This is a genomic window from Nonomuraea jabiensis, from assembly GCF_014204795.1.
Taxonomy (GTDB): Bacteria; Actinomycetota; Actinomycetes; order Streptosporangiales; family Streptosporangiaceae; genus Nonomuraea; species Nonomuraea jabiensis.
In genome coordinates, this window is the sequence record NZ_JACHMB010000001.1 from 1,198,701 (window position 1) to 1,223,491 (window position 24,791).

Below are 24,791 nucleotides of genomic sequence, written 5' to 3' on the forward strand. Positions count from 1 at the left end.
GGATAAACAACGGGTGCCGTCAAAGTACACTGAGCCCGTGCCCGGAGAGAAGCCCCCGCTGACCGGCCGCGACCAGGCCGCCGACCCCCGCGCGCGGCGATCCCTGGCCGCGCTGCAGCAGGCGCTGCTGGATCTGGTCCTGGACAAGGAGCTGGGGCAGATCACGGTGGCCGACGTCACCAAGCGGGCCGGCCTCAACCGCTCGACCTTCTACGACCACTTCCCCGACGTCCACGCCCTCGCCGAGTCGGCCTGCGCGGCGATGTTCGACGGCCTGGTCGCCGCCGCGCCGAAGCTGGGCCGGTACGTGGTGGCCCGGAGCGAGCCGCCCGCCGAGACCACCCGGCTGTTCGCGCACGTCGCCGAGCACGCGCACCTGTACCGGGCGCTGCTGGGCCCCGACGGCAGCGCCCGGCTCCAGGACCACCTGCGGCACCGCATGACCGTCGCCATCCACGTCAGCGTGCGGCACGCCGCCCCGGACGACGGCGGCTCCACCCACGTCGACGATCCCGCGGACATCCCTCATGACGTTCCGGCGGCGTTCATCGCGGGGGCGCTGCTGTCGGTGGCGGCCGACTGGGTGCGGCGGGGGTGCCCCGGCACCCCCGAGGAGCTCTCCGCGGCGGTCTGGCCCCTGATGGTCGGCGCCTCACCGTGAGCCGGCGGCCGCCGTCAGAACATCCCGTTCGGGATCTCGCCGGGGTCGGGCACCGGCTGCACCACGTCCCAGTGCTCGACGATCTGCCCGTCCACCATCCGCCATATGTCGACGACCGCGATCCCGCGCTCGTCCCCCGGCGGGACCAGGTGATAGTGCAGCATCACGTGGTCGTCCTCGGCGATGACCCGCTTGAGGTCGAGCTTCGCCCCGGCAACCGGGGCGCTCGCGATGAACTCGATGAACGCGTCCCTGCCTGAGGGATTTCCCGGGCTGTGCTCGACGAAGTCCTCCCGGAGCAGGTCGCGAAGGATCTCCACGTTGCCTGCCGCGAACTCCGAGAAGCCGCGCAGGACGATTTCCTTGTTGCGTTGGGCGATGCCGTTCTCACTCATGCGCCCACCATGCGGCGCCCCGGCCCGGCCCGTCGATTACATCCCGTGTAATTGACGGCGTTCAGCGCCCCCGCGTGGTGAAGGCCAGGAGAAGGTCGGCGGTCCGCTGCGGATCTTCCAGGATGGGCGAGTGTCCGGCACCGGGCAGCAGCTCGACCTTCGCGCCCGGAACCACGCCGTAGTCGGCCGCGGACGAGGATCGCCATCTCCGGTCCTCCTCGCCGAAGATCACCAGCAGCGGCTTGCCCAGAACCTTCAGCCGGTCCGGGAGGGCCTGCTCCTCCAGGTACGCGCGGGGCGCCTGCATGATCGCGACGAACGCGGGGAAGCTCATGCCGCGCAGATCGTCCACGAGGTCCTGCGGGACCGGGTGGTCCGCGCGGCTGAAACCGGTGCTCGCGAACTGGCGGATCTGCTCGTCGTTCGGCGGCCACTGCGAGGGGCCTATCGTGGGGGTTTCCTGTGCGATGAAGGCGTCCATGCCGGGTCCGGTGTTGACGAGCGCGAGCGCGGTCACCAGGTCGGGTCGTTGCTCGGCGAGGGCGGTGGCGACCGTACCGCCGCTGGAATGTCCGGCGACCACGGCGTGCTCGACGCCGAGCCGGTCCAGTACGGCGCCCGCCCGGCGCGCCTGGTCCGGGATCGCGTAGCTGCCGTCGGCCGGTTGGCCCGAGCGGCCGTGCCCGAGCAGGTCGATCCGGATGACGCGATGGGATCCGGTCAGCAGCGGAACCAGCAGGTCCCACGAACGGGCCGAGGCCGCCGTCCCGTGGATGAGCAGGAGCGGGGGCGCGTCGCGGGGGCCGTCCTGACGCACGTACAGGTCGCCGTCGTCCAGGGACAGGGTCGAGCTCTCGGGGGCGTCGTTCACGTATGGTCCGCCGTCAGAAATGGTCATGAGGCCACTGTCGCCGCCTGCGGGAACCGCTGGATTGGACAAATGCTCCCTCGATCGGCCCGCGTAGCATGGGGCAGTGCGGACATTCGTGCACGGCACGGCTGTGTGGGGCGTGGCCTGCCCGCGGCGGCCCAGCCGGGTGGCCGGTGTCACCATGGCCGGGTTCCGGGTCCGTGAGCTGGACACGCTGCGGATGGTGCCGCATCCGGCCGTGACGCTGCTGGTGGAGTTCGGTGGCGGTACGCCCGTCATGGATCATGCCGCCGGGCGGCAGCAGCGGGGAAGCGTCGTCGCCGGGCCGGGGTTCGGGTCCGGAGGCGCGGTGCGGGCACGGGGCGAGAACGTCGAGTGCGTGCAGGTGCGCCTGTCCCCGGCGATCGCACGCGCCGTTCTGGACGTCTCCCCCGCCGACCTCGACGGCACCGTGGTGGCCCTCGACGACCTGTGGGGCCGGGAGGCGTCACGCCTGCGCGAGCGGCTGAGCGAGATCGCGTCGTGGCAGGAACGCTTCGCGCTGCTGGACGCGCTGCTCGCCCGCCGGCACGAGGCGGGGCCGACGGTGGATCCGGAGGTGGCCTGGGCCTGGCAGCGGATCGTCGCCGGCCGCGGCCTGGTGCGGATCGACGGGCTGGCGGCCGAGGTCGGGTGGAGCCGTAAGCGCCTGTGGTCCCGGTTCCGCTCGCAGATCGGCCTGCCGCCCAAGCGCGCCGTGAAGCTGGTCCGCTTCGACCATGCCGCCCACCGCCTGGTCGCGGGTGAGGGTGCGGCCCGGGTCGCGGCGGACGCCGGCTACGCCGACCAGTCCCACCTGCATCGGGACGTCGTGGCGTTCACCGGGGTGACCCCGGCGACCGTGGCCGGCGAGCCGTTTCTGGCGGTTGACGACCTCGCGTGGCCCAACCGGGAAATCTGCGCCGGCCGGACGTGAGATGGCCGCCAGTAGTGGGCGGTCACACCTCCGCGAGCCGAACCTGAGGCGGCCGACGCTACCGGGCGGTCACGAACTCCCGCGCGCCGCGCAGCCTGGTCCGCAGCCGCCGCTGGGTCAGGGCGCAGTCCAGCCGCACATCGAGCGGCCCGGGCAGGTCGGTGTCGGCCCGCCGGCCGGACGGCAGCCGAGCCGGATCCAGCCCGTCGCGCCGGGCGATGAGACAGCCCAGCTCGTACCGGCTCACCGCGTCTGCCCCGGCCACGTGGTGGATTCCCGCGCGATCAGAGTTCGCGAGCTCCAGGAGGGCTGCTGCCAGATCACGGACATGCACCGGGCAGCGCACGTCGTCGGTGAACAACACCCCGTGCGCACTGCCCGTGGCCAGCGCGTGCACGAAGTCCTCGTGCGGCGAGCCGCCGTCGCCGATGATCAGCGACGTCCGTACGACCACCGCCGTAGGATCGATCGCCTGCACGGCCGCCTCCGCGGCCGCCTTCGCCGCCCCGTACGGGCTGACCGGGTCGGGCATACAGTCCTCGGCATAGATGATCGCCTTGCCCGAAAAGACCGCATCGCTGGACACGTGCACCAGGCGTGCGCCGTTCCCGGAGGCGGCGACGGCCACGTGAGCGGCTCCCATGGCCGTCGTCACCCAGTCCGACTGGCGGTAGGCCGCGTTGACGACGACGTCAGGACCGAACGCACCGATCAGGTCGACCACGGCCGTGCGGTCGCGAACATCGAGTCGCAGCCACTCCACCTCCGCCGCCGTCCCCGGTCGGGTCAGAAAGGTCGCGGCCACGACGTCGCCGGCCGACGCGGACTGCCGCACGAGTTCGGCGCCGAGAAAGCCGCTGCCGCCCACGATGAGGACTCTCATGAGCTGTGACCGTAGTGGACTGTGCTACATCACGATGGTCGTCTTGGCGCCGGCCCGGACCGATCCTCTAAAACTGGAGCATGCATCGTGATCGCACGGTCGGCGAGCTGCTGCGGGAGTGGCGCCGGCGGCGCCGCCTGAGCCAGCTCGACCTGGCCATACAGGCGGACGTGTCCAGCCGGCACATCAGCTTCGTCGAGACCGGCCGTACGATCCCCAGCCGCCGGATGCTCCTGCACCTGGCCCAGCACCTGGACGTCCCCCTGCGCGAACGCAACCGGCTCCTGGTCGCCGCCGGATACGCCCCCGCCTACGAGCGGCGCCCGCTGGAGGATCCGCAGCTGGCCCAGGCGTACGAGGCCATCCAGGGCGTGCTGCGCGGGCACGAGCCGTTCCCCGCCGTCGCCGTGGACCACCGCTGGAACGTGCTGCTCAGCAACCCGGCCATGGAGATCTTCCTGGACGGCGTCGACCCGGAGCTGCTGAAGTCGCCGGTCAACATGATGCGGCTCGGTCTGGACCCGCGCGGGTTCGCGCCCCGGCTGCACAATCTGGGGCAGGTACGGGCGTACCTGCTGCCCCGGCTCGCCCGCCAGGCCGCCCGCACGGGAGATCCCGAGCTGAGCGCGCTGCACGAGGAGCTCCGGTCCTACGGCACCGAGGACGCCCCGCCGACCGCCGGGCCCACCGACATCGCCATGCCCATCCGGCTCCGGCATGACGGGGTCGAACTGAGCTTCTTCAGCACGATCACGACGTTCGGCGCGGCCTTCGACATCACGCTCGAAGAGATCGCCATCGAAACGCTCTTCCCCGCCGACGCCACGACCACCGCCTACCTGCGGCGCTCGGCGGCCCAACTGACGAACAGGTAGTTGCGCCAACGCGTGCTCACCCGGTCCGCCCGGTTCCAGCGGCCCCGGTGCCAGACGTGCATGCGGTAGCCGCGCGCGAGCAGCGAGCCCGCCACCTCGGCGGAGTCCCTGCCGTACTTGCCGAGATGGCGGTCCTCGATCTCCAGCAGCAGCGCGGGCCGGTGCTGCTCGATGGTCCACTCCGCGCCCTTCAGCACCTCCGCCTCGTACCCCTCGACGTCCATCTTGATGAAGTCGACGCGCGGGAGCTCCCGCAGCTCGCACACGCGGTCCACGGTGTACACAGGAACCTCGACGATCCTGGCGGCGGCGGAGCTGCCGGGATGCTTCAGCCCCTCCTCCAGGTGCGCCCAGCCATGGATGGGCAGGCCGAACCGGTACGGCAGCCGCAGCCGCTGGTATCCGGTGGATGAGCTCAGCGCGGCGTTGGTCACCCGCACGTTGCGCGCCCCGATCGCCCGCCACCCGGCCTCCAGGATCCGGTACGGCACCGGCAGCGGCTCGAAGCTGTGCACCTGCCCGGCCGGCCCGGCGAGCCTGGCCAGCGGGTAGGTGTACATCCCGTAGGCGGCCCCGATGTCGAAGCACACCGCACCCGGCCGGACGTGCTCGGCCAGGCCCAGCAGTTCCGGCTCGCTGAGCGACACCGCCGCCCCCGCCCGCAGCATCGCGGCCACGGCCCCCACTCTCATCATGCGGGTGACGGTAAGGACAGTGTGGGGAGCGGCGGATCCCTCTCAGGAGCGCAGTCGCGGGTTCCGGCGTGCCCCTGAGGAGGGATTGCCGGCGACGACCAGGCCGCTCTCGTAGGCGAGCACCACTGCCTGCGCCCGATCGCGCAGGCCCAGTTTGGTGAAGATCCGGCCGACGTGCGACTTCACGGTCTCCTCCGCGATCGTCAGCTCTCCGGCGATCTCGGCGTTGGCCAGCCCGGACGCCACCAGCCTGAGCACGTCCAGCTCGCGCGGGGTCAGCGCGTTCAGCCGCAGCGCCTCCCGCTGATCGATGGGCTGCCGGGCCGCGAACTCCTCGATGAGCCTGCGGGTGACGGAGGGCGCGAGCAACGCCTCGCCGTCGGCTATCACGCGTACGGCGGTGATGAGATCGGCCGACGGCGCATCCTTGAGCAGGAAACCGCTGGCCCCGCCGCGCAGGGCGGCGTAGACGTAGTCGTCGATGTCGAAGGTGGTGAGGATGAGCACCTTCGAGTCGCCGCCCGCTCCCGTGATGCGCCGGGTTGCCTCCAGGCCGTCGAGGTTGGGCATGCGCACGTCCATGAGCACGACGTCCGGTCGCAGATCGCGCGCCGCCACCACCGCCTCCAGGCCGTCCGCGGCCTCTCCCACCACCTGCAGGTCGGGCTGCGCGGCGATCAGGGCCGCGAGCCCGGCCCTGATCATCGCCTGGTCGTCGGCGACCAGCACCGTGATCATCCGGCTCCTCCTCCTTGTGGCGACTCCGTGGATCGGTCGGCCGTCCGCCGCGGCAGCCGCGCCCGGACGGCGAAGCCGCCCGCGTCCGTCGCCGCTGCCGTGAGGTCGCCGCCGAGCACCTCCACTCGCTCGCGCATCCCGATCAACCCGAGTCGCGAGCCCGGCTGCGCCGTGCCGGACGCGCGCGGAGCGGGCTCGTTGTCCACGGCGAGCGACACCGCGTCCGCCCCGACGCGTACGGACACGGTGGTCCTGGCTCCCGGCGCGTGCCGTACGACGTTGCTCAGCGCCTCCTGGACGATCCGGTAGACGGTGACGGACTCCACGGGAGAAAGTGACGGGGCGGGGCCGGAGACCGTGAGCTGGACGGGCACGCCCGCCCGGCGCACCGATTCGGTGAGTGCGCCGAGATCCTTCAGCCCGGGTTGCGGTGCGGTCCCCGGTACGTCGTCCGAGCCCCGCAGCGCGCCAAGCAGGTGCCGCATGTCCCGCAGGGACTCGCGGGCGGCCGCGTTGATGGCCGCGAACTCCTCCGCGACCTCCTCGCTCACCCCGCCGCCGATCCGGTAGGGCGCGCTGGCGGCCTGTACGGCGATCACCGACATGTGATGGGCCACCACGTCGTGCAGTTCCCTGGCGATCCGCGCCCGTTCCTCGAGGATCCGGCGCCGCCCGAGCTCGTCGGCGACGCGTAAGGTGGCCAGCCGCCTCATGCGCCTGGCGTGGCCGAGGACCACAGCCAGCAGCAAGGCCAGTGTCCAGGCCAGCAACCCTCTGGACAGGCGGTCCGGCGCCGTGCTCTGCGGCACGGTCATGGCGATCCCGACCGCGAACGTGACGACGACGGCGACGATCGTCACGCGCCGGACCGACGACAGCGCCAGCACGTACATGACGGGGAGCTGGGCCAGCGTCTGATCGAGCAACCAGGGTTGCGGCACGACCGGGGCGTGCAGCGCCATCCCGAGGCCGGTGATCAGGGGCATGGCCGCCACCATGGCCATCCAGGCGGGCACCGGCCGGTACCACGCCATGAGCACGGGTCCGGCGAGCAGGACCGCGGCCGGAACGGCGAGCACACCGAACTCGGCGGTCACGACATAGAAGGGCAGGTTGAAGATCAGGAGCGCCCCGGCCAGCACGGTGAACGACAGACGGCGGAGCATGGGCCGGCTCGTGCCCGGCGACGGGGGCACCCGGACGTACCATGCATCCAGAAGCGCCCCCATAGATCACACCTTATGGCGTGCCCGAGAGCGGAGCCGGGGCGTTGCCGGGTCAGCCCTCCGGCGCGGTCTCGGTCGTCGGCTTCTTGGGCGGGCTGAAGCTGCAGTGGTGCGAACGTGGCGCCACCGGCGATCCCGATGATGGTCGGACCGGGCAGCAGGTGCCACGCGCCGGTGGTGGGGCCGGCCATCACCACGTGACACCGCTCAGCCCGGCGGTGGCCAGCGCACCGCGCGTCCGGCACGGCCTCGCGGCCGCTGCCGCCGGACCGGCGAAGAAGTGGGTCTAGCTCCACCCCCCTGTACGTCCAGGCTCATACCGCGCCTCTCGTCCGCTTCCTAACGTCGTCACCACGACCGGCACCACGACCGGCACCACGACCGGCACCACGACCGGCACCACGACCGACGACGCACCGACGAGCCACCGACGACGCGCCGACGACGCATCGACAGCGCATCGACGACGCGAGGAAAGAGCGAGACATGGCAACCACTGATCACCCGACCGCAGCCGCGCTTTCCGGCGCGTCACCCGGCCAGAGCACCGCGTCACCGCCGCGGCTGTGGTTCGTGGACAATCTGCGGACCCTGCTGACCTCTCTGGTGGTCCTGCACCACACCGCGATCATCTACAGCGGGCTCCCGCTCTGGTACTACACCGAGCAGCCCACCAGCGGCGCCGTCGGGCTCGGCCTGTCGGTCTTCCTGCTGGTCGACCAGGCATGGTTCATGGGCGCGTTCTTCCTGCTCTCCGGTTACTTCACGCCCGGGTCGTACGACCGCAAGGGCCCACGTGCCTTCCTCCGCGACCGGCTGATCCGCCTGGGAATCCCGCTGGCGGTGTTCTACTTCGTGCTCAACCCGATCCTGTGCCTGGTCTCCTACCGGGGCGGCTCGCCGCTCGACACCTACCTGGACACCATCGGCGCCGGACCCTTGTGGTTCGTGCTCGCGCTTCTCGTCTTCGACGGGACGTACGCCGCCTGGCGCCTGGCGACCGGGAAACGCCCGCCGCGTAGCCGAACCCCCCGGCCGCCTGCCTTCCCGGCGGTGATCGGGTTCGTGCTGGTGCTGGCCCTGGCGACGTACGCCCTGCGGATCGTGATCCCGCACGGCTTCTGGGTGCCGGTCATCGACTTCCCGACCAGCACCTACCTTCCGCAGTACATCAGCTTCTTCGTCCTGGGGACCGTGGCGTACCGGCGCGGCTGGTTCCACGCCATCACCGCTCGGATGGGCTGGGCCGGGCTCGGCATGGCCGTCGGCGCCACCGTGGTGTTCCTCCCGCTGGCGCTGGCCGCCGGGCCCGACGCGTGGGCCGGGCACGGCACCCTGGGCTCGCTGTTCTACGCGCTGTGGGACTCCACCTTCGCGGTCGGCGTCGTTCTCGCGCTGCTCACCCTGTTCCGCCGCCGACTGAACGCCCAGGGCCCGCTGCGCCGGTACCTGTCCGGTCATGCGTTCACGGTGTACGTCATCCACGCGTTCGTGGTGACGGCGGCGGGTTACGCCCTCGGCGGGCTGGCCCTGCCGACTTCTGCGAAATTCGCGATCGCGGCTGTCGTGGTGCTCCCGGCCTGTTTCGCACTCGCCGCGCCGATCCGCCGGCTTCCCGGCGTCCGCCGCGTGCTCTGAGAGCACCTTCTGTGGGGTTCGGGTTCGGTGACCATGCGGTTGAGCTTGGCGTGCTGGCTCTCAGACACGGTCGGCATCGGTTACAGGACAACCCAGGAATCCGCTGAAGTCAGGGCAACGGCGAGTCAGACCGCACCGGAAACCGCCTGCTCCCTCAGTCTCACTGGGCAACGGGCGGGCTCAGCGAGCGGAGCGAGCGGGGGTTTCGGGGGGTCGAAGGGGGGCGTGAGCCCCCCTGGGAGGCGCTGCCCGGAGCTCCCCGGCGCGCAGCGCCCCCATTGCGGAGGACCATGCAGTTGCCCCCTGGGAGGCGCTGCCCGGAGCTTCCTCCGTCCCCTTGCGGAGGACCGGGCGGTTCCCGGTCAGGTGGTTTTGTGGCCTGCGCGGAGGAGGCCGTACGTGACTGCCTGCTCCAGGGCCTGCCACGACGCGTCGATGATGTTCTCCGCCACCCCGACCGTGGCCCACTCGGACGTGTCGTCGCTGGAGGTGATGAGGACGCGGGTGATGGCGTCCGAGCCGTGAGTGCCCTCGAGTATGCGGACCTTGAAGTCCACCAGCTCCAGCTTCGCCAGCTCGGGGTAGAGCTGCTCCAGCCCCAGCCGCACGGCCTTGTCCAGGGCGTTGACGGGGCCGTTGCCCTCGCCCGTGGCGACGATGCGCTCGCCCTTGGCGTGGAGCTTGACGGTGGCCTCGCTGACCAGCTCGCCGCCCTTGGTCCGCTCCACGATCACCCGCCACGACTCGACCTCGAAGTGGCGCTTGCGCTCCCCCTCCACGGTGTCGCGCAGCAGCAGCTCGAACGACGCGTCCGCGGCCTCGAAGGTGAATCCGCGCGACTCCAGGTCCTTGACGCGTTCGACCAGGGTCTTGGTGTGTTCGGGGGTGAGGTCGTAGCCGAGTTCGCGGCCCTTGAGCTCGACCGAGGCGCGGCCGGCCATGTCGGAGACGAGCATGCGCATGTCGTTGCCGACGGCGGCGGGGTCGATGTGCTGGTAGAGGTTGGGGTCGACCTTGATGGCGCTGGCGTGCAGGCCGGCCTTGTGGGCGAAGGCGGAGGTGCCCACGTACGGGGCGTGGGAGTTGGGGGTGACGTTGGTGACCTCGGTGATCGCGTGGGCGATGCGGGTCATGTCGGCGAGGGCGGCCGCCGGTACGAGGTCGAAGCCGCGCTTGAGCTGGAGGTTCGCCACGACCGTGAAGAGGTTGGCGTTGCCGGAGCGCTCGCCGTAGCCGTTCGCGCAGCCCTGTACGTGCGTGGCCCCGGCCCTGACGGCGGCCAGGGTGTTGGCGACGGCGCAGCCGGTGTCGTCGTGGCAGTGGATGCCGACGCGGGCGCTGGTCTGGACGGCCTCGTGGACGATCTCGGCCAGCTCGTCGGGGAGCATGCCGCCGTTGGTGTCGCACAGGGCGATGACGTCGGCCCCGGCTTCGGCGGCGGTCCTGAGGACTTCGAGCGCGTAGGCTGGATTGGACTTGTAACCGTCGAAGAAGTGCTCGGCATCGAGGAAGACTCGCTGTCCCCCCGCACGAAGGTGAGAGACCGTGTCGCGGATCATCGCGAGGTTCTCCTGGAGAGTCGTGCGGAGGGCCAGCTCCACGTGCCGGTCGTGGCTCTTGGCGACAAGGGTCACGACCGGCGCGCCGGATTCGCGCAATGCGGCCACCAATGGATCGTCGGCTGCCTTCACACCGGCCCGGCGGGTCGCACCGAACGCGGCGAGCTGCGCGTGCTTCAGGTCCAGCTCTGTTCGAGCACGCCTGAAGAACTCTGTGTCCTTGGGGTTGGCGCCCGGCCAGCCCCCTTCGATGAAACCGACGCCAAGGCCGTCCAGGTGCCGCGCGACGGCGAGCTTGTCGGCGACGGTGAGGTTGAGCCCCTCCTGCTGGGCGCCGTCACGCAGCGTCGTGTCGTATACGTGGAAGCGGTCGTCGGCCATGAGTCTCTCTTCTCTGGAAGTCCTCTGGAAAGCAAAAAGACCCCTCACGGACGTGAGAGGTCTGCGCGCTGGCGGTGTCCTTTGTCAGCCAGCGCGCCTGCCGATAATGAGCAGACCGTAGAACATGGTGCCGCCCAGTCTGCCATACGCATTCAGCATCTGGCACATCGATCTCAGCTTCTGGGACAAGCCTTTACACCGTGACCCCGCCGCCACCTGTGATGACGTGCTCGAGCGCGGCCGGGTCGAACGCCTCGTTGCCCAGCAGCCGCCCGTCGAGCAGCACCGTGGGCGTGCCCTGGAGGCGCACCTTCGCCGTCTCCGCCAGGTGGGCCTGCGCGTACGACTGCGACCTGACGCACTCGTCCACCGACGCCCCCGCCTGCCTGGCGGCCTTGACCAGCTCCTCGACGGCGAATCCGGACGCCTGGCCGTGCGGCGCGGGCTGCATGGCGTACAGCTCGTCCCTGAAGGTGAGCCAGCTCTCCTCGGGGACGCAGCGGGCGGCAGCGGCGGCGCGGATGGAGTTGGAGCGCATGGGCTCTTCCTGGAAGATCGTCACCGGGTGGAAGACGATCTTGACCTTGCCCTCCATGGCGAGCTTCCTGATGATCCCGTCCACCTTGGCGTGCATGTCCTTGCAGACCGGGCAGTCGAAGTCCTCGTACACGTCCAGCACGGGGGCGTCCGCGCCCCGGTCGGCCAGGACCATGGACCCGTCCACCTGCCGGGTCAGCCGCACCCCCTCGGACGACCGGCCCGGCTCCGAGAACGACAGCACCCCGAGTACGGCGATGGCCACGCACGCGAGCGCCACCGCCAGCAACCGCTTCATCATCAGCCCACTCTCACCTCATTGATCGCGCAGACCCTACCCGATGCCGGGAGAATGGACATATGAAGGCATACCTCCTCGATCCCGCTGTAGCACAGTACGTCCTCGCGCACACGACGGCGCCCGACCCCCTGCTGGACGAGCTGGCGAAGGAGACGCTCAGCGTCACCGGAGACGCCGCCGGCATGCAGATCTCCCCCGACCAGGGCACCTTCCTGACCATGATCACCCAGCTCGTGGCGCCCCAGGTCGTCGTCGAGGTGGGGACGTTCACCGGCTACTCGTCCGTGTGCATCGCCAGGGGCCTGTCCGGCGGGCGGCTGCACTGCTTCGACGTGAGCGACGAGTGGACCTCCATCGCGCGCCGCTACTGGCGCGAGGCCGGGGTGGAGGACCGCGTGACGCTCACGCTCGGGCCCGCGCTGGAGACGCTCGCCGCCTTCGACCAGACCGTCGACCTGGCCTTCCTCGACGCCGACAAGGGCAACTACCCCGGCTACTACGAGCTGCTCATGGAGCGCCTGCGACCCGGCGGGCTGATCGTGGCGGACAACACGCTGCGCCGGGGCCACGTGGCGGACCCGGCGCACGAGGAGCAGACCACCGTGGAGATCCGGCAGTTCAACGACCTGGTGATGGAGGATCCGCGGGTGACGGTCCTCATGCTGCCGGTGGCGGACGGGATGACCCTGATCAGGAAGAACTAGCGGGCGGCGGCCGGGCCCTGACGGACCCGGCCGTCCCAACTAGACGATCTTGTGGATCCAGTTGTGGGTGTCGGGGCGGGCCCCGTACTGGATGCCCACCAGCTCCTCGCGCACCCGCATCGTCACCGGGCCGGGGTTGCCGTCGGCGACGATCCAGGAGCGGTCGGCGCCCTTCACCGTGCCCACCGGCGTGACCACGGCCGCGGTCCCGCACGCGAACACCTCGGTGAGCTCACCGGACTCGCATCCGGCCTGCCACTCGTCGATCGAGATGAGGCGCTCCTCGGTCTCCAGGCCCAGGTCGCCGGCCAGCTCCAGGATGGAGTCCCTGGTGATGCCGGGCAGCAGGGTGCCGGTCAGCGCGGGGGTGACGAGCTTGTCGCCGAAGACGAAGAACAGGTTCATCCCGCCCATCTCCTCGACGTACCTGTGCTCGTGGGCGTCCAGCCACACCACCTGGTCGCAGCCCTTCTCCACGGCCTGCCGCTGCGCGACGAACGCGGCCGCGTAGTTGCCGCCGCACTTGGCGAAGCCCGTGCCGCCGGGGGCGGCCCGCGTGTACTCGGTGGACAGCCAGACGGAGACGGGCTTGAGCCCGCCCGTGAAGTACGAGGCCGCCGGGGAGGCGATGACCATGTACTTGTACGACTTCGAGGGGTAGTTGACGCCCAGCCCGGCCTGGGTGGCGATCATGAAGGGGCGCAGGTAGAGGCTGTGCCCCTCGGTCGTGGGCACCCACTCCCTGTCGGTCTGGACGAGGAGTTCGAGCGACTCCACGAACGCCTCCTCCGGCAGCTCCGGCATGGCCATCCGGAGCGCGGAGCGGTTGAAGCGGGCGGCGTTCGCGTACGGGCGGAACGCGACGATCGACCCGTTGGCCTGGCGGTAGGCCTTGAGCCCCTCGAACAGCTCCTGCGCGTAGTGGAAGACCGAGGTGGCCGGGTCGAGCGAGAGCGGGCCGTACGGCAGGAGCTTGGCGTCGTGCCAGCCCTGCCCCTCGGTGTAGTCGATCGAGACCATGTGATCCGTGAAGGTCTGCCCGAAGCCGGGGTTCGCCAGTACCTGCTCCCGCTCGGCCGCGGTGCGAGCGTGGTCGGATAGCTGCACGTCGAAGCTGAGCTTCTGAGCGATGGTCATGACGTCAGTCCTTCTCTCTGCGAATCTGCCCAAATCTACAGAAAACTGCGGATCGGTGCTGGTGAGCGGGCGCCGCCCGGAAGGCGGCCCCGTACTTCCTATTGTCTCGCTATATGGGATGGCAAGCGGCCGATGGGGTGATCAGCCCTTTTGGACGCAAAAAAGCGCCTGGCGGCCCTCGTCGGACCACCAGGCGCGTTCGTGGCTAGGCGGTCCTAGCCGGATACTCGCGCGGTGATGTCGTCACCGATCTCGTGGGTGGTGCGACCCGCCCAGCCGGTCAGCCGCTCGAGGATGTCATCGGCGACCGCCTGCTCGACCTTGGCCGCCTCGGCGTGCAGGCCGAGGTGGTCGAGGAGCATGGCGACGGACAGGATGGTCGCGGTCGGGTCGGCCTTGCCCTGGCCGGCGATGTCGGGGGCGCTGCCGTGCACCGGCTCGAACATGCTCGGCGCGGACCGCTCGGGGTTGATGTTGCCGCTGGCGGCCAGGCCGATGCCGCCGGCGATGGCGGCGCCCAGGTCGGTGATGATGTCGCCGAACAGGTTGTCGGTGACGACCACGTCGAACCGCTCCGGCTGGGTCACGAAGAACATCGAGGCCGCGTCGATGTGGCAGTAGTCGGTCGTGACGTCGGGGTACTCCGCCGCCAGGCGGTTGACCGTGCGCTGCCACAGGTCACCGGCGAAGGTGAGGACGTTGGTCTTGTGGACGAGCGTCAGCTTCTTGCGCGGCCGCGTGGTGGCCTTCTCGAAGGCGTAGCGCACCACGCGCTCGACACCGTAGGCGGTGTTGAGCGACTCCTGGGTGGCGATCTCGTGCGGGGTGCCGCGCCGCATGGCGCCACCGGTGCCCGCGTAGAGGCCCTCGGTGCCCTCGCGGACGACGATCATGTCGATGTTCTCCGCCGGCGTGTCGGCCAGCGGGGTCGCCACGCCGGGGAACAGCTTGACCGGGCGCAGGTTGACGTAGTGGTCGAACTCGAAGCGCAGCCGCAGCAGCAGATCGCGCTCGAGGATGCCCGGCGGCACGCTGGGGTCGCCCACGGCGCCGAGCAGGATCGCGTCGTAGCCGCGCAGCTCTTCGAGCACGGCGTCGGGCAGCGTCTCACCGGTACGGTGATAGCGTGCGGCCCCCAGGTCGTAGTGCGTGGGCTCGATCTTCGTGCCAACTGCCTCCAGGACCTTGAGTCCTTCGGCCACGACCTCGGTGCCGATCCCATCGCCGGGGATGACGGCCAGACGGATGTTACGCGACTCCATGGGCGGTACCTTACCGCGTCGTCTCGACTGACGAACACTTCATCTCATTTTACGGACGCCCTCTTTGTCCGTATTGCGGTTCTTTGACCGTTTCGTTAAAGTCACCGACCAGCCTAATCCGCGCAGCCGCTGCGTGGAGCCGGGGACCCACTTCCCCCCTGGGGCGAATCGGCACCCCTGTGTCGTAGGGCTACTTCCAGGCCCGAGCCCGTCAGCTAACCCGGCCGGCCGTATGGAAGGACAGACCCCTGTCTCGAATCGCCATTGTCCTGGCGGCGGGCGCCGCCGGGCTCATCCTGGCCTCCCCAGCCCATGCCTCCACCAAGATCGACGACCCCACCATCCTGACCGGCACCCAGATCAAGGAAATCCAGGAGAAACAGGCCCCGGCGCCCGCCTGGAAGATCGCCATCAAGTTCGCCATGAGCAAGCGCGGCACACCGTACGTGTGGGGCGGCGCCAGCCCGAGCGGATACGACTGCTCCGGCCTCATGCTCAGGGCGTACGAGCACGCCGGGATCGAACTCCCCCGCACCGCCGCCGAACAGTACGGCGCCTTCGACAGAAAGATCGCCTGGGAGGACCTCAAACCCGGCGATCTGGTCTTCTTCCACGGCCTCGGGCACGTCGGGATGATCTCCCGGCCCGGCTACATGGTCCACTCGCCGCACACGGGTGACGTGGTCAAGGAGGAGCGCCTGACCTCCTGGCGCAGAGACTCCTTCGTGGGTGGCGTCCGCCCCGACCCCAAGGGCGTACGGCTCTGGTCCAAGCTCCAGAAGCAGCGCGACGAAACACCCACCACCCTCACGGCCACCCTGTAGGAGGCTTCGGCATCCGCCTCCCCGCCGTGCGGTCAGGGGAGGCGGGCGTCGAAGATGAGGTCCCAGGCGCGGGTCCTGGCGTGGGCCACCGCGCCCAGCAGCACGCCGCTGTCCCCCAGCGTGCTGGCCACCACGGACGGCCGCAGCGGGCCGAGCTCGGCGATGCGGGCCTCGATGGCCTCCCCCAGGAGGTCCAGGTTGCGGCCCACGCCGCCGCTGAGCACGATCACCTCCGGATCGAGCACGGCCGCCACCGCCACCAGCAGCCCGCCGATGCGGCGCCCCTCGGCCTCCACCACCGCGCGGGCCACGCCGTCGCCCGAGGCCGCCGCGGCGAAGACCTTCTTGGCCGTCTCCAGGCTCAGGCCGGCGGCGCGGGCCGCGCGGACCACCCCGGGCGCGGCGGCCACCGCCTCCGTGGCGCCGTGGGCCAGGGCGTCGCCGCTCGGCGGCGGGGGGTCCTCGGCCGCGGGCACGTACGAGACCTCCCCCGCCGCTCCCCTGGCGCCCACGTACAGCTCTCCGTTGATCACGATGCCCATCCCGACGCCGGTGCCGATGGACACCAGCGCGAAGTTGGACTTGCCGCGCCCCGCCCCGTGCACGTGCTCGCCGACGGCGGCCAGGTTGATGTCGTTCTCGATGACGAGGTCGACCTCCATCGCGGCGCGCAGGCGCTCGGCCAGGTCGGAGCCGGGCAGGTTGGGGGCGAACTCCAGGCGTCCGAGCGCCGGGTCGTACACGCCGGGCGAGCCGACGACGGCGCAGGCGATGGCGGGCCAGTCGACGGCGGCCTCGCGGGCGGCGGCCCGGCACAGCTGCCCGACCAGGTCGGCCAGCTCGGCGGAGGTCTGGGCGGTGTTGCGCCCGTCCTTCCGGCCGGCGAAGGTGCCGCGCAGGTCTGCGACGGCGACCCTGATCCAGTCACGCCCGATGTCGACGCCGGCGACGTGGGTGGCGGCGGCGTTGACGTCGTACAGGGACGTGACCGGCCCGGGGCGGCCGGAGACCTCGCCGACGAGGTGAACGAGCCCGTCCTCCTCCAGCCCGGCCAGGGCCGCGGACACCGTGGGCTTCGACAGGCCGGTGATCTTGGCGAGGTCGGCGCGCGAGGCGGGGCCGTGCTCCTGAAGATGGTCGAGCAGGCGGCGCTCGTTCAGCACTCGCAGCAGCCGCGGATTACCCAGGTCGCCCCGCATCTCACCCTCCCTGAGGAAACAGAGCCTAGCCAACTCGCCTGATAGTAAATTACCTTTCTTACCAAGCACAGGGGCGGCACATCCGGAAGGACGAAGTGCGATGCACCGAGCATGGCGATCAATCCCTGTCGCGGCGGTCCTCCTGGCCGCCGCCTGCGGAAACACCGGAAACAACGCCGGAGCGGGCACCGGCGCCACCACCACGACCACGCAGGGCCAGGGCGGCAAGACGATCGCGCTGTTCCTGCCCGAGTCCAAGACCACCCGGTACGAGGCGTTCGACCGCCCGCTGTTCGAGGCGAAGGTCAAGTCGCTCTGCCCCGACTGCAAGATCCTCTACAGCAACGCCGAGCAGGACGCGCCCAAGCAGCAGCAACAGGTCGAGGCGGCGCTCACCCAGCAGGCCGACGTGCTCGTGCTCGACGCCGTGGACGCCAACGCCGTGGCTCCCCTGGTGAACCAGGCCAAGCAGAAGAAGGTCCCGGTCATCGCCTACGACCGGCTGATCTCGGGCATCGACTACGCGTACTACGTCTCGTTCAACAACGTACGGGTGGGCGAGATGCAGGGCCAGGCCCTGCTCGACGCCATGACCGCCAGGGGCACGGCGGCCAAGGGCCAGATCGTGATGATCCACGGTTCCCCCACCGACCCCAGCTCGGCCGACTACAAGAAGGGCGCCAAGAGCGTGCTGGACGGGAAGGTGAAGGTCGGCAGGGAGTTCGACACGCCGGACTGGAGCCCCGACAAGGCGCAGCAGGAGATGGAGCAGGCCATCACCGCGCTGGGCAAGGACACCATCACCGGCGTGCTGTCCGCGAACGACGGCATGGCGGGCGGCGCGATCGCGGCCATGAAGCGCGCGGGCTACGAGCAGCTGCCGCCGATCACCGGCCAGGACGCCGAGCTGGCCGCCGTCCAGCGCATCCTCACGGGCGAGCAGTACATGACCATATATCTGGACATCAGGGCGGAGGCGGAGAAGTCCGCCGAGCTCGCCGTCGCCGTCGCCAAGGGCGAGCAGCCCGCCGCCCCCACCAAGGTCAACAACGGCGCGGCCGACATCCCGGCCTTCCTCCTCGACCCCATCCCCGTCACGGCCGACAAGGTCAAGGACACGATCGTGAAGGACGGCTTCTACACCGCCGCCCAGCTCTGCACGGGCGAGGTCAAGGCCGCCTGCGAGAAGCAGGGCATCGAGTAGATGCTCTCGGCGACGGACATCTCCAAACGGTACGGGGCGGTCCAGGCGCTCGACGGGGCCCGCCTGGACCTGCGCCCCGGCGAGGTCGTGGCCCTCATGGGCGACAACGGCGCCGGCAAGTCCACGCTGGTCAAGGCCATCTCGGGGGTCGTGACGCCGGACGCCGGCACGATCACCGTGGACGGCTCGCCGGTCAGGATCGCCAACCCGCACGACGCGCAGGCGCTCGGCGTCTCGACCGTCTACCAGGACCTCGCGCTCTGCGAGAACCTCGACGTCGTGGCCAACCTCTTCCTGGGCACCGAGCGCCGCCGCGGCTCGCTGCTGCGCCACATCGCCATGGAACGCGCGACCCGCGACCTCCTCGGCCAGCTCGACGTGCGCATCAGGGACATCAGGGTGCCGGTCGCCATGCTGTCGGGCGGCCAGCGGCAGTCGGTGGCCATCGCCAGGGCGCTCATCGGCGAGCCGCGGCTGGTCATCCTCGACGAGCCCACGGCGGCCCTGGGGGTCGAGCAGACGGCACAGGTGCTGGCGCTGATCGGGCGGCTGCGCGAGCGCGGGCTCGCGGTGCTGGTCATCTCGCACAACCTCGCCGACGTGCGCGCGGTGAGCGACCGCGTGGTGGTGCTGCGGCTGGGCCGCAACGCCGGTGAGTTCACCACCGCCACCGCCTCCCAGGAGGAGATCGTGGCCGCGATCACGGGGGCAGGGGCATGACCGACACGCTGGTCCGCAGGCCGTACACGCCGAAGGTCGCCGTCGAGCGGCTGCGCCAGGGGGACGTGGGCGCGTGGCCGGTGGTCGGCGGGCTGATCGCGATCGCGATCGTGTTCAGCACGCTCAACGACCGCTTCCTGTCCCCCGAGAACCTCACCAACCTCGTGCTCCAGATGGCCGCCACAGGCACGATCGCGCTCGGCATCATCATGGTGCTGCTGCTCGGCGAGATCGACCTGTCGGCGGGCTCGGTCAGCGGCCTGTGCGCCACGATCATGACGATCGTCCACGTCAAGCAGGGCTGGAACCCGCTGCTCGCCATCCTCCTGGCGCTGGCCGTCGGCGCGGCGATCGGGTTCCTGCACGGCCTGATGCTGACCAAGCTGCGGATGCCGTCGTTCGTCGTGACGCTGGCCGGGCTGATGGGCTGGCTCGGCCTGCTGCTCTACCTGCTGCGGCAGGGCGGGACGATCAACCTGCCGTTCACCGGGTTCATCTCCAAGCTGAGCGACACCTGGCTGCCGGGCTGGCTCGCCTGGACGCTCGCGGCGGGCCTGGTGGCCGTGTCGGCGGGCGCGTCGCTCGTGGTCAGGAGGCTGCGGCTGGCGGCCGGGCTGCCGGTGACGCCGCTGTGGTGGTCGCTGGCCAAGGCGGGCGGCCTGGCGGTGCTGCTCGCCGCGGCGGTGACCGTCATGTCGGCGGACCGCGGCGTGCCGCTCCTACTGATCATCTTCGGGGCGCTGGTGGTGCTGCTCGACCTCATGCTGAGGCACACCACGTTCGGGCGGCACCTGTACGCCGTCGGCGGCAACGCCGAGGCGGCCAGGCGCGCCGGCATCAACGTCACCAGGATCAGGATCCTCGCGTTCATGCTGGCCTCCACCCTGACGGCGGCCGGGGGCATCCTGGCCGCCAGCCGCCTGTCGGCCGTCAACCAGGGCTCGGGCGGCAGCGACATCCTGCTCATGGCGATCGCCACCGCGGTCATCGGCGGCACCTCGCTGTTCGGCGGGCGCGGCCGGGCCTACGACGCGCTGCTCGGCGTCCTGGTCATCCAGGCCATCTCCAACGGCATGTACCTGCTCAGCGTGGACTCCTCGGTGCGGTTCATGGTGACCGCCGCGGTGCTGGCGCTGGCCGTGGCCATCGACTCGCTCGCCCGCAGGGGCGCCGCCCGGTGACCCGGGTCCTGGGCATCGACGTGGGCGGGACGAAGGTGGCCATCGGGGTGTCCACGGCCGACGGCCCCGCGCTGTCCGCCCACGTCCGCCTGGACACCGGGCCCGACACGCTCGCGCGGGCGCTCGCGGCGGCCCGGGCCCTGGACGGCGCGCCCGCCGCCGTGGGCTTCTCGACGTGCGGGGTGATCCGCGATGGCGTGGTACGGCTCGCCCCGAACGTCCCCGGCTGGGAGGGCCTCGAACTGCCGAGGCTGCTCCAGGAGGCGTACGGCGCCACTCCGGTGGCCATCGACAACGACGTGAACGCGGCGGCCGCCGCGGAGCTGCGCTGGGGCGCCCTGCGCGGCGTCTCCACGGGCGTCTACCTGAACCTGGGCACCGGCCTGGCGGCGGCCCTGGTGGTGGACGGCCGGGTGGTGCCCGGAGCCCACGGCGCGGCAGGCGAGATCGGCTACCTCCAGGTGATGCCGGGCGAGCCCGCCTTCGCCGACGGCCGGGTGCCCCTGGAGGAGCGCGTCTCGGGCGGCGCGCTGGCCGCCCGGGGCGCGGCCCTCCTGGGCCGCCCCGTCACGGCGGCCGAGCTCCTCGGCGGGGGCCGGGCGCGGGAGCCGGTGGACGAGACGCCGAGCGGGGACCCCGCGCGGGAGCTGGTGGACGAGACGCCCGGCGGGGACCCCGCCCAGGAGCTGGTGGACGAGACGCTGCGGACGCTGGCCATGAGCGTGGCGAACCTGTGCGTGGTCCTCGATCCCGAGCGCCTGGTGGTCGGCGGCGGCATGATGGGCGCGGCGGAGCTGATCCTGCCGAGGCTGACGGCGGAGGTCGGCCGGGCGGTGCCGTTCCCGCCGGAGATCCGCCCGGCCCGCTTCGCGGACGACGCTCCGTTGCTGGGCGCGCTTGCGCTGGCCCGCGCGGCGGTAGCGTAGGGACATGGCACCAGAAAAGGTGCGACTCACCGGGGAGAAGGCCACGCTGCTCGCCACCCTGTACGGGCGGGCGCTGGACGCGCGGTCCCCGGATCCGATCCTCGGCGACGACCTGGCCGCCGACGTGGTCGAGCGCATCGACCACGACTTCACCAAGACCGGGATGAACGCCGCCCTCGCCGTCTCGGTCGCGATCAGGGCGCGGTTCATCGACCGGTGGGTGGCCGAGTTCCTGGCCACCCATCCCGAGGCCACCGTGCTCCACCTGGGCTGCGGCCTCGACACCCGCGTCCACCGGCTGGACCCGCCGCCCACCGTCCGCTGGTACGACGTGGACTACCCCGACGTGATCGAGCTGCGGCGGCGCCTGTTCCCCGAGCGGCCCGGCCACCGCCTGATCGGCTCGTCGGTCACCGAGCTGAGGTGGCTGGAGCAGGTCCCGGCCCGCGCCCCTGTGCTGGTCGTGGCCGAGGGCCTGCTCTACTATCTCGACCCCGGCGAGGGCCGGGCCCTCATCAGGGCGATCGTCGAGCGCTTCCCCGGCGGCCAGTTCGTCTTCGACGCGGTGAGCCCGCTCGGGCTCAGGACGCAGAAGCTCAACAGGCCGGTGCGCAAGGCGGACGCCCACCTGGTCTGGGGCATCGACGGGCCGGGCGAGCTGCTGGCCATCCATCCGAGGTTGCGTTGCCTGAGCGCGGTGAGCGCGTTCGACATCGAGGGGTTCGACCGCCTGCCGGCGCCGCACCGCGTCGCGGCCCGGATCGCCGGGCTGCTGCCGGCGGTGAAGCGGGCGGCGGTCTTCTACCGGCTCGGGTTCTGAGGGGCGCCGCCGTTGTCCCTGCGGTCCAGGGCGGTCTGCAGGGCCTGCGCGGCCTCGTCCTCATGCTCTTCGGCACGGTTCCAGGCATACATGTCGTACATGTGACTCATCTCATTTCGTGGGCCGTTCGGCGGACGAATGGGACTTACTGGCCGACACACCACTACGCACCGCGGCGAGTCGTCGACCTGCCCTAACAGGCCCCGCCGCGGCAGGTAATAAGTACGAGCACCTGGCGCATTACCAGCAACAGTACCCCAGCAATCTCATTGGATGTCCTAGTATCTTGCATGCTGAGACAGCAAAGGCCGCCACCCGGAAGCCGGGCGGCGGCCTTCAGACCGGGCAGGAGGCTCAGCCCTCCAGGTCCACGGAGCGGCCGCTCTCGGCGCCGATCTCGCTGCCGATCTGGTCGATCACGTCGGCCGGGATCGCCGAGTCGACCGTCAGCGCGATGAGCGCGTTGCCGCCCTTGGTGGAGCGGGCCACCTGCATCGAGGCGATGTTGACGCCGTGCTCGCCGAGAAGGCGGCCGACCACGCCGACGATGCCGGGACGGTCGGTGTAGGTGAAGAACGCCAGGTGGGCCGTCGGCTCGATCTCCATCTCGTAGCCGTTGACCTCGACGATCTTCGTGATCTGGCGCGGGCCGGAGAGCGTGCCGGACACCGAGACCTGGCGGCCGTCGGCGAGCACGCCGCGCACGGTCACCACGTTGCGCCAGTCGGGGCTCTCCGAGCTGGTCACCAGCTCCACGGTGAGACCGCGGTCCTTGGCCAGCAGCGGCGCGTTGACGTACGTGACCTGCTCCTCGATCACGTCGGTGAACACGCCCTTGAGGGCGGCCAGCTCGATCACCCGCACGTCCTCGGAGGCGATCTCGCCGCGCACCTCGACGTCGAGCTTGGTGGCCACCTCACCGGCCAGCGCGGTGAACACGCGGCCGAGCTTCTCGGCCAGCGGCAGGCCCGGCTTGACGTCCTCGGCCACCACGCCGCCCTGGACGTTGACCGCGTCCGGCACGAACTCACCCGCGAGCGCCAGCTTCACGCTCCGCGCGACCTGCGTGCCGGCCTTCTCCTGGGCCTCGTGCGTGGAGGCGCCCAGGTGCGGCGTCACGACGACCTGGTCCAGCTCGAACAGCGGGCTGTCGGTGCACGGCTCCTTGGAGAACACGTCGAGGCCCGCTCCCGCGACGCGCCCCTCCTTGATCGCCGAGTAGAGGGCGCCCTCGTCCACGATGCCGCCGCGGGCGACGTTGATGATGCGCACCGACGGCTTGACCTGGTGCAGCTCCCTGTCGCCGATGAGGCCGACGGTCTCCTTGGACTTGGGCAGGTGGACGGTGATGAAGTCGGCCTGCTTGAGCACCTCTTCGAGGCTGAGGAGCTTGACGCCCATCTGCGCGGCGCGGGCCGGCGGCAGGTAGGGGTCGTAGGCGATCAGCTCGACGCCGAAGGGCTGCAGCCGCTGGGCCACGAGCTGCCCGATCTTGCCCAGACCGAGGATGCCGACGACCTTCTCGTCGAGCTCGACACCGGTGTACTTGGAGCGCTTCCACTCCCCGTTCTTCAGCGCGGCGTGAGCCTGGGCCGTGTTGCGCGCGCTGGCCAGGATGAGCGCGAGGGTCTGCTCGGCGGCGCTGGTGATGTTGGAGGTCGGCGCGTTGACGACCATGACACCGGCCTTGGTGGCGGCTTCGACGTCGACGTTGTCGAGGCCGACGCCGGCGCGGGCGACCACGCGCAGCTTCGGCGCGGCGGCGATGGCCTCGGCGTCGACCTGCGTGGCGGAGCGCACGATCAGGGCGTCCACCTCGGCGAGGGCGGGCAGCAGCTGGGAACGGTCGGCGCCGTCGGTGTGGCGGACCTCGAAATCAGCGCCGAGTACGGCGAGGCCAGCCTCGGACAGCTCCTCTGCGACCAGAACGACGGGCTTGTTCACTGGTGTGGATCCTTAACGGCACGGCGGGCATTCGGGGGACACGTCCACGGATCCCCCGACGGTCCCACAGAGTCTATCCGGGGCTTGTGAACGCGTTCACGAGGCACCCACGATGTGAGACAGGTCCGCCCTACCCCCGGAGGAAGAAACTCATCCACTCCGCTCCCATCTTTGTCTTGATCGGGAGATTTATTCGCCATTAGCCTGATAAGCCGTGGCCGAGTACCTAGGGTTCGTCTTATGAGCATCGGGAATCCTGCGCTTGCCGACGTGCTCGCTCAGCATGGCACTCCGCATCGCCTGCTGGGCGCTCTCGCCGACGGTGGAGTCCTGGTGGCAGTGCGGCCAGACCGCTCGGTCGTCCTCGGGACGACCCAGGCCGGAGACCGGGTGTTGCTCGGTTACACCGGCCCTGCCACCTATGCCAGGCACCGCGGCAGTCATTCCCTATCGGCGTGCGACGCCGACACCATCCTGGACATCCAGCGCGTCACCGGCGTGCGGGAGATCGTGATCGACGCGGCCGGACCAGCCGCCGCGGCCGTGCCCATCGACGACCTCCAGCGCTTCATCACCTCGACGCGCACGGGGCCGACGCCCGTCCTCTCGGGAGCGGTGCCGGCCGCGTACGCGACGGGGGCGATGGCGACCGTGTCACGCGGTGCCGCGCTGGCCCAGGTGGCACCTCCGAGTCCGCAGGCGCCGACGCTGCCGTGGGTGCCCGCGCCCCGGCCGCACCTGTCGGGGCCGATGCAGCAGGTGGACCCCGGCTACCGGCGGTGCACGCATCCGATCCTGCCCGCGCTGCGGCAGGCCATCGGGCTGCTGCTCATGGACTTCCCGCTCGTGCACCACGTCTGGATCTCCGAGGCGCGCACGGCGTCCGGGGCTCCGGGGATCATGCTGCACGTGAAGGTGCACATGTCAGCCGCCGAGGACGTCGTACGCGACCTGCACCGCCTGGTACGCGCCCGGCTGCCGCAGTTCGCGGCCTCCGGGGCGCCGATCCTCATGGCGAGGGTGGCGGACGCGCGCAGCGAGCGCCGGATGATCGAGATCGGCGCGCACGTGGTGTGCGCCAACGTCATCGACTGACGCGACCCATGTGCCGCGGGGCCCGGGTGACCGGGCCCCGCGGCGTGGAAAAGTGGGCCC

At 70.8% G+C, this 24,791-nt stretch carries 25 protein-coding genes and 1 riboswitch; of the genes, 13 read left to right on the plus strand and 12 right to left on the minus strand.

What is annotated here, in order from left to right; all coding sequences use genetic code 11:
* The first annotated feature begins 37 nt into the window (after positions 1-37).
* A complete protein-coding gene (locus tag HD596_RS04940; RefSeq protein WP_313042803.1) occupies positions 38-661 on the plus strand; it encodes a TetR/AcrR family transcriptional regulator in 624 nt (207 codons plus the stop codon).
* A 14-nt stretch (positions 662-675) separates the two neighbouring features.
* On the opposite strand, the gene HD596_RS04945 is transcribed toward HD596_RS04940, so the two are convergent.
* Both HD596_RS04945 and HD596_RS04950 read right to left on the minus strand, forming a co-directional pair.
* The gene (locus tag HD596_RS04945) at positions 676-1,056 is read right to left on the minus strand and encodes a nuclear transport factor 2 family protein (protein ID WP_185068100.1); all 381 of its coding nucleotides are present in this window, start codon (positions 1,054-1,056) and stop codon (positions 676-678) included.
* A gap of 61 nt (positions 1,057-1,117) precedes the next feature.
* Complete coding sequence (locus HD596_RS04950) at positions 1,118-1,954, minus strand: alpha/beta fold hydrolase (RefSeq protein ID WP_185068101.1); 837 nt, start codon at positions 1,952-1,954, stop codon at positions 1,118-1,120.
* A gap of 76 nt (positions 1,955-2,030) precedes the next feature.
* Here HD596_RS04950 and HD596_RS04955 point away from each other — a divergent pair, with 76 nt between their 5' ends.
* Positions 2,031-2,882, plus strand: a complete 852-nt coding sequence (locus HD596_RS04955; RefSeq protein ID WP_185068102.1) for an AraC family transcriptional regulator — start codon at positions 2,031-2,033, stop codon at positions 2,880-2,882.
* 58 nt (positions 2,883-2,940) lie between these two features.
* Here HD596_RS04955 and HD596_RS04960 read toward each other — a convergent pair whose 3' ends face one another.
* Positions 2,941-3,765, minus strand: a complete 825-nt coding sequence (locus tag HD596_RS04960; protein ID WP_185068103.1) for an SDR family oxidoreductase — start codon at positions 3,763-3,765, stop codon at positions 2,941-2,943.
* Between the two features lie 80 nt (positions 3,766-3,845).
* On the opposite strand from HD596_RS04960, the gene HD596_RS04965 reads away from it, so the two are divergent.
* The gene (locus HD596_RS04965; RefSeq protein ID WP_185068104.1) at positions 3,846-4,640 is read left to right on the plus strand and encodes a helix-turn-helix domain-containing protein; all 795 of its coding nucleotides are present in this window, start codon (positions 3,846-3,848) and stop codon (positions 4,638-4,640) included.
* Here the strand turns inward: HD596_RS04965 and HD596_RS04970 are convergent.
* Genes HD596_RS04970 through HD596_RS04980 form a run of 3 tightly spaced genes read right to left on the minus strand, consistent with a single transcriptional unit; the run spans position 4,601 to position 7,239 of the window.
* On the minus strand, positions 4,601-5,335 hold the full coding sequence (locus HD596_RS04970) for an FkbM family methyltransferase (protein ID WP_221519186.1): 735 nt from the start codon (positions 5,333-5,335) through the stop codon (positions 4,601-4,603). The genes HD596_RS04965 and HD596_RS04970 overlap by 40 nt on opposite strands.
* Positions 5,336-5,377: 42 nt before the next feature.
* On the minus strand, positions 5,378-6,073 hold the full coding sequence (locus HD596_RS04975) for a response regulator (RefSeq protein ID WP_185068105.1): 696 nt from the start codon (positions 6,071-6,073) through the stop codon (positions 5,378-5,380).
* Positions 6,070-7,239 carry a sensor histidine kinase gene (locus HD596_RS04980; protein WP_185068106.1) on the minus strand — a complete coding sequence of 390 codons (1,170 nt, stop codon included), beginning with the start codon at positions 7,237-7,239 and terminating at the stop codon, positions 6,070-6,072. The genes HD596_RS04975 and HD596_RS04980 overlap by 4 nt, the downstream gene beginning before the upstream one ends.
* An 80-nt stretch (positions 7,240-7,319) precedes the next feature.
* On the opposite strand from HD596_RS04980, the gene HD596_RS04985 reads away from it, so the two are divergent.
* Together HD596_RS04985 and HD596_RS04990 are read left to right on the plus strand one after the other, a co-directional pair.
* Positions 7,320-7,589 carry a hypothetical protein gene (locus tag HD596_RS04985; RefSeq protein ID WP_185068107.1) on the plus strand — a complete coding sequence of 90 codons (270 nt, stop codon included), beginning with the start codon at positions 7,320-7,322 and terminating at the stop codon, positions 7,587-7,589.
* 196 nt (positions 7,590-7,785) lie between these two features.
* Positions 7,786-8,937 carry an acyltransferase family protein gene (locus tag HD596_RS04990; protein WP_185068108.1) on the plus strand — a complete coding sequence of 384 codons (1,152 nt, stop codon included), beginning with the start codon at positions 7,786-7,788 and terminating at the stop codon, positions 8,935-8,937.
* 362 nt (positions 8,938-9,299) lie between these two features.
* On the opposite strand, the gene cimA is transcribed toward HD596_RS04990, so the two are convergent.
* Positions 9,300-10,877 (minus strand): citramalate synthase, encoded by a 1,578-nt coding sequence (gene cimA, locus HD596_RS04995; protein WP_185068109.1) that lies wholly within the window; start codon positions 10,875-10,877, stop codon positions 9,300-9,302.
* 193 nt (positions 10,878-11,070) lie between these two features.
* The gene (locus HD596_RS05000; RefSeq protein WP_185068110.1) at positions 11,071-11,715 is read right to left on the minus strand and encodes a DsbA family protein; all 645 of its coding nucleotides are present in this window, start codon (positions 11,713-11,715) and stop codon (positions 11,071-11,073) included.
* A gap of 59 nt (positions 11,716-11,774) precedes the next feature.
* Between HD596_RS05000 and HD596_RS05005 the strand changes: the two genes are divergently transcribed.
* Complete coding sequence (locus HD596_RS05005; protein ID WP_185068111.1) at positions 11,775-12,419, plus strand: O-methyltransferase; 645 nt, start codon at positions 11,775-11,777, stop codon at positions 12,417-12,419.
* A 39-nt stretch (positions 12,420-12,458) separates the two neighbouring features.
* On the opposite strand, the gene HD596_RS05010 is transcribed toward HD596_RS05005, so the two are convergent.
* Positions 12,459-13,556 carry a branched-chain amino acid aminotransferase gene (locus HD596_RS05010; protein ID WP_185068112.1) on the minus strand — a complete coding sequence of 366 codons (1,098 nt, stop codon included), beginning with the start codon at positions 13,554-13,556 and terminating at the stop codon, positions 12,459-12,461.
* Between the two features lie 215 nt (positions 13,557-13,771).
* Positions 13,772-14,818 carry a 3-isopropylmalate dehydrogenase gene (locus HD596_RS05015; protein ID WP_185068113.1) on the minus strand — a complete coding sequence of 349 codons (1,047 nt, stop codon included), beginning with the start codon at positions 14,816-14,818 and terminating at the stop codon, positions 13,772-13,774.
* Positions 14,819-14,918: 100 nt separating this feature from the next.
* Positions 14,919-15,063, plus strand: a riboswitch (cyclic di-AMP (ydaO/yuaA leader).
* A 177-nt stretch (positions 15,064-15,240) separates the two neighbouring features.
* Here HD596_RS05015 and HD596_RS05020 point away from each other — a divergent pair.
* Positions 15,241-15,642 (plus strand): C40 family peptidase, encoded by a 402-nt coding sequence (locus HD596_RS05020; RefSeq protein WP_185068114.1) that lies wholly within the window; start codon positions 15,241-15,243, stop codon positions 15,640-15,642.
* Between the two features lie 32 nt (positions 15,643-15,674).
* On the opposite strand, the gene HD596_RS05025 is transcribed toward HD596_RS05020, so the two are convergent.
* A complete protein-coding gene (locus HD596_RS05025; protein WP_221519187.1) occupies positions 15,675-16,841 on the minus strand; it encodes an ROK family transcriptional regulator in 1,167 nt (388 codons plus the stop codon).
* 100 nt (positions 16,842-16,941) lie between these two features.
* Here HD596_RS05025 and HD596_RS05030 point away from each other — a divergent pair, with 100 nt between their 5' ends.
* Genes HD596_RS05030 through HD596_RS05050 form a run of 5 tightly spaced genes read left to right on the plus strand, consistent with a single transcriptional unit; the run spans position 16,942 to position 21,692 of the window.
* Complete coding sequence (locus HD596_RS05030) at positions 16,942-18,045, plus strand: sugar ABC transporter substrate-binding protein (protein ID WP_185068115.1); 1,104 nt, start codon at positions 16,942-16,944, stop codon at positions 18,043-18,045.
* The gene (locus tag HD596_RS05035; RefSeq protein WP_185068116.1) at positions 18,046-18,765 is read left to right on the plus strand and encodes an ATP-binding cassette domain-containing protein; all 720 of its coding nucleotides are present in this window, start codon (positions 18,046-18,048) and stop codon (positions 18,763-18,765) included. It begins immediately after the preceding gene.
* Complete coding sequence (locus HD596_RS05040; RefSeq protein ID WP_185068117.1) at positions 18,762-19,946, plus strand: sugar ABC transporter permease; 1,185 nt, start codon at positions 18,762-18,764, stop codon at positions 19,944-19,946. The genes HD596_RS05035 and HD596_RS05040 overlap by 4 nt, the downstream gene beginning before the upstream one ends.
* Positions 19,943-20,872, plus strand: a complete 930-nt coding sequence (locus HD596_RS05045; RefSeq protein ID WP_185068118.1) for an ROK family protein — start codon at positions 19,943-19,945, stop codon at positions 20,870-20,872. Before HD596_RS05040 ends, HD596_RS05045 begins: the two co-directional genes overlap by 4 nt.
* Positions 20,873-20,876: 4 nt before the next feature.
* Positions 20,877-21,692, plus strand: a complete 816-nt coding sequence (locus HD596_RS05050; RefSeq protein WP_185068119.1) for a class I SAM-dependent methyltransferase — start codon at positions 20,877-20,879, stop codon at positions 21,690-21,692.
* A gap of 354 nt (positions 21,693-22,046) precedes the next feature.
* Here the strand turns inward: HD596_RS05050 and serA are convergent, their stop codons facing one another.
* Positions 22,047-23,636 carry a phosphoglycerate dehydrogenase gene (gene serA, locus HD596_RS05055; protein WP_185068120.1) on the minus strand — a complete coding sequence of 530 codons (1,590 nt, stop codon included), beginning with the start codon at positions 23,634-23,636 and terminating at the stop codon, positions 22,047-22,049.
* A 333-nt stretch (positions 23,637-23,969) separates the two neighbouring features.
* Here serA and HD596_RS05060 point away from each other — a divergent pair, with 333 nt between their 5' ends.
* Complete coding sequence (locus HD596_RS05060) at positions 23,970-24,731, plus strand: hypothetical protein (RefSeq protein WP_313042823.1); 762 nt, start codon at positions 23,970-23,972, stop codon at positions 24,729-24,731.
* Positions 24,732-24,791 lie beyond the last annotated feature (60 nt).

Bases quoted from the DNA above. Each gene is read 5' to 3' on its own strand.
- HD596_RS05050 (WP_185068119.1), top strand. From the start codon at position 20,877: ATGGCACCAGAAAAGGTGCGACTCACCGGGGAGAAGGCCACGCTGCTC.
- HD596_RS04960 (WP_185068103.1), bottom strand. From the start codon at position 3,765: ATGAGAGTCCTCATCGTGGGCGGCAGCGGCTTTCTCGGCGCCGAACTC.
- HD596_RS05020 (WP_185068114.1), top strand. From the start codon at position 15,241: ATGAGCAAGCGCGGCACACCGTACGTGTGGGGCGGCGCCAGCCCGAGC.
- cimA (WP_185068109.1), bottom strand. From the start codon at position 10,877: ATGGCCGACGACCGCTTCCACGTATACGACACGACGCTGCGTGACGGC.
- HD596_RS04965 (WP_185068104.1), top strand. From the start codon at position 3,846: ATGCATCGTGATCGCACGGTCGGCGAGCTGCTGCGGGAGTGGCGCCGG.
- HD596_RS04975 (WP_185068105.1), bottom strand. From the start codon at position 6,073: ATGATCACGGTGCTGGTCGCCGACGACCAGGCGATGATCAGGGCCGGG.
- HD596_RS05000 (WP_185068110.1), bottom strand. From the start codon at position 11,715: ATGATGAAGCGGTTGCTGGCGGTGGCGCTCGCGTGCGTGGCCATCGCC.
- HD596_RS04970 (WP_221519186.1), bottom strand. From the start codon at position 5,335: ATGATGAGAGTGGGGGCCGTGGCCGCGATGCTGCGGGCGGGGGCGGCG.
- HD596_RS05005 (WP_185068111.1), top strand. From the start codon at position 11,775: ATGAAGGCATACCTCCTCGATCCCGCTGTAGCACAGTACGTCCTCGCG.
- HD596_RS04990 (WP_185068108.1), top strand. From the start codon at position 7,786: ATGGCAACCACTGATCACCCGACCGCAGCCGCGCTTTCCGGCGCGTCA.
- HD596_RS04950 (WP_185068101.1), bottom strand. From the start codon at position 1,954: ATGACCATTTCTGACGGCGGACCATACGTGAACGACGCCCCCGAGAGC.
- HD596_RS05035 (WP_185068116.1), top strand. From the start codon at position 18,046: ATGCTCTCGGCGACGGACATCTCCAAACGGTACGGGGCGGTCCAGGCG.
- HD596_RS05040 (WP_185068117.1), top strand. From the start codon at position 18,762: ATGACCGACACGCTGGTCCGCAGGCCGTACACGCCGAAGGTCGCCGTC.
- HD596_RS04945 (WP_185068100.1), bottom strand. From the start codon at position 1,056: ATGAGTGAGAACGGCATCGCCCAACGCAACAAGGAAATCGTCCTGCGC.
- HD596_RS05025 (WP_221519187.1), bottom strand. From the start codon at position 16,841: ATGCGGGGCGACCTGGGTAATCCGCGGCTGCTGCGAGTGCTGAACGAG.
- HD596_RS05010 (WP_185068112.1), bottom strand. From the start codon at position 13,556: ATGACCATCGCTCAGAAGCTCAGCTTCGACGTGCAGCTATCCGACCAC.
- HD596_RS05015 (WP_185068113.1), bottom strand. From the start codon at position 14,818: ATGGAGTCGCGTAACATCCGTCTGGCCGTCATCCCCGGCGATGGGATC.
- HD596_RS04980 (WP_185068106.1), bottom strand. From the start codon at position 7,239: ATGCTCCGCCGTCTGTCGTTCACCGTGCTGGCCGGGGCGCTCCTGATC.
- HD596_RS05030 (WP_185068115.1), top strand. From the start codon at position 16,942: ATGCACCGAGCATGGCGATCAATCCCTGTCGCGGCGGTCCTCCTGGCC.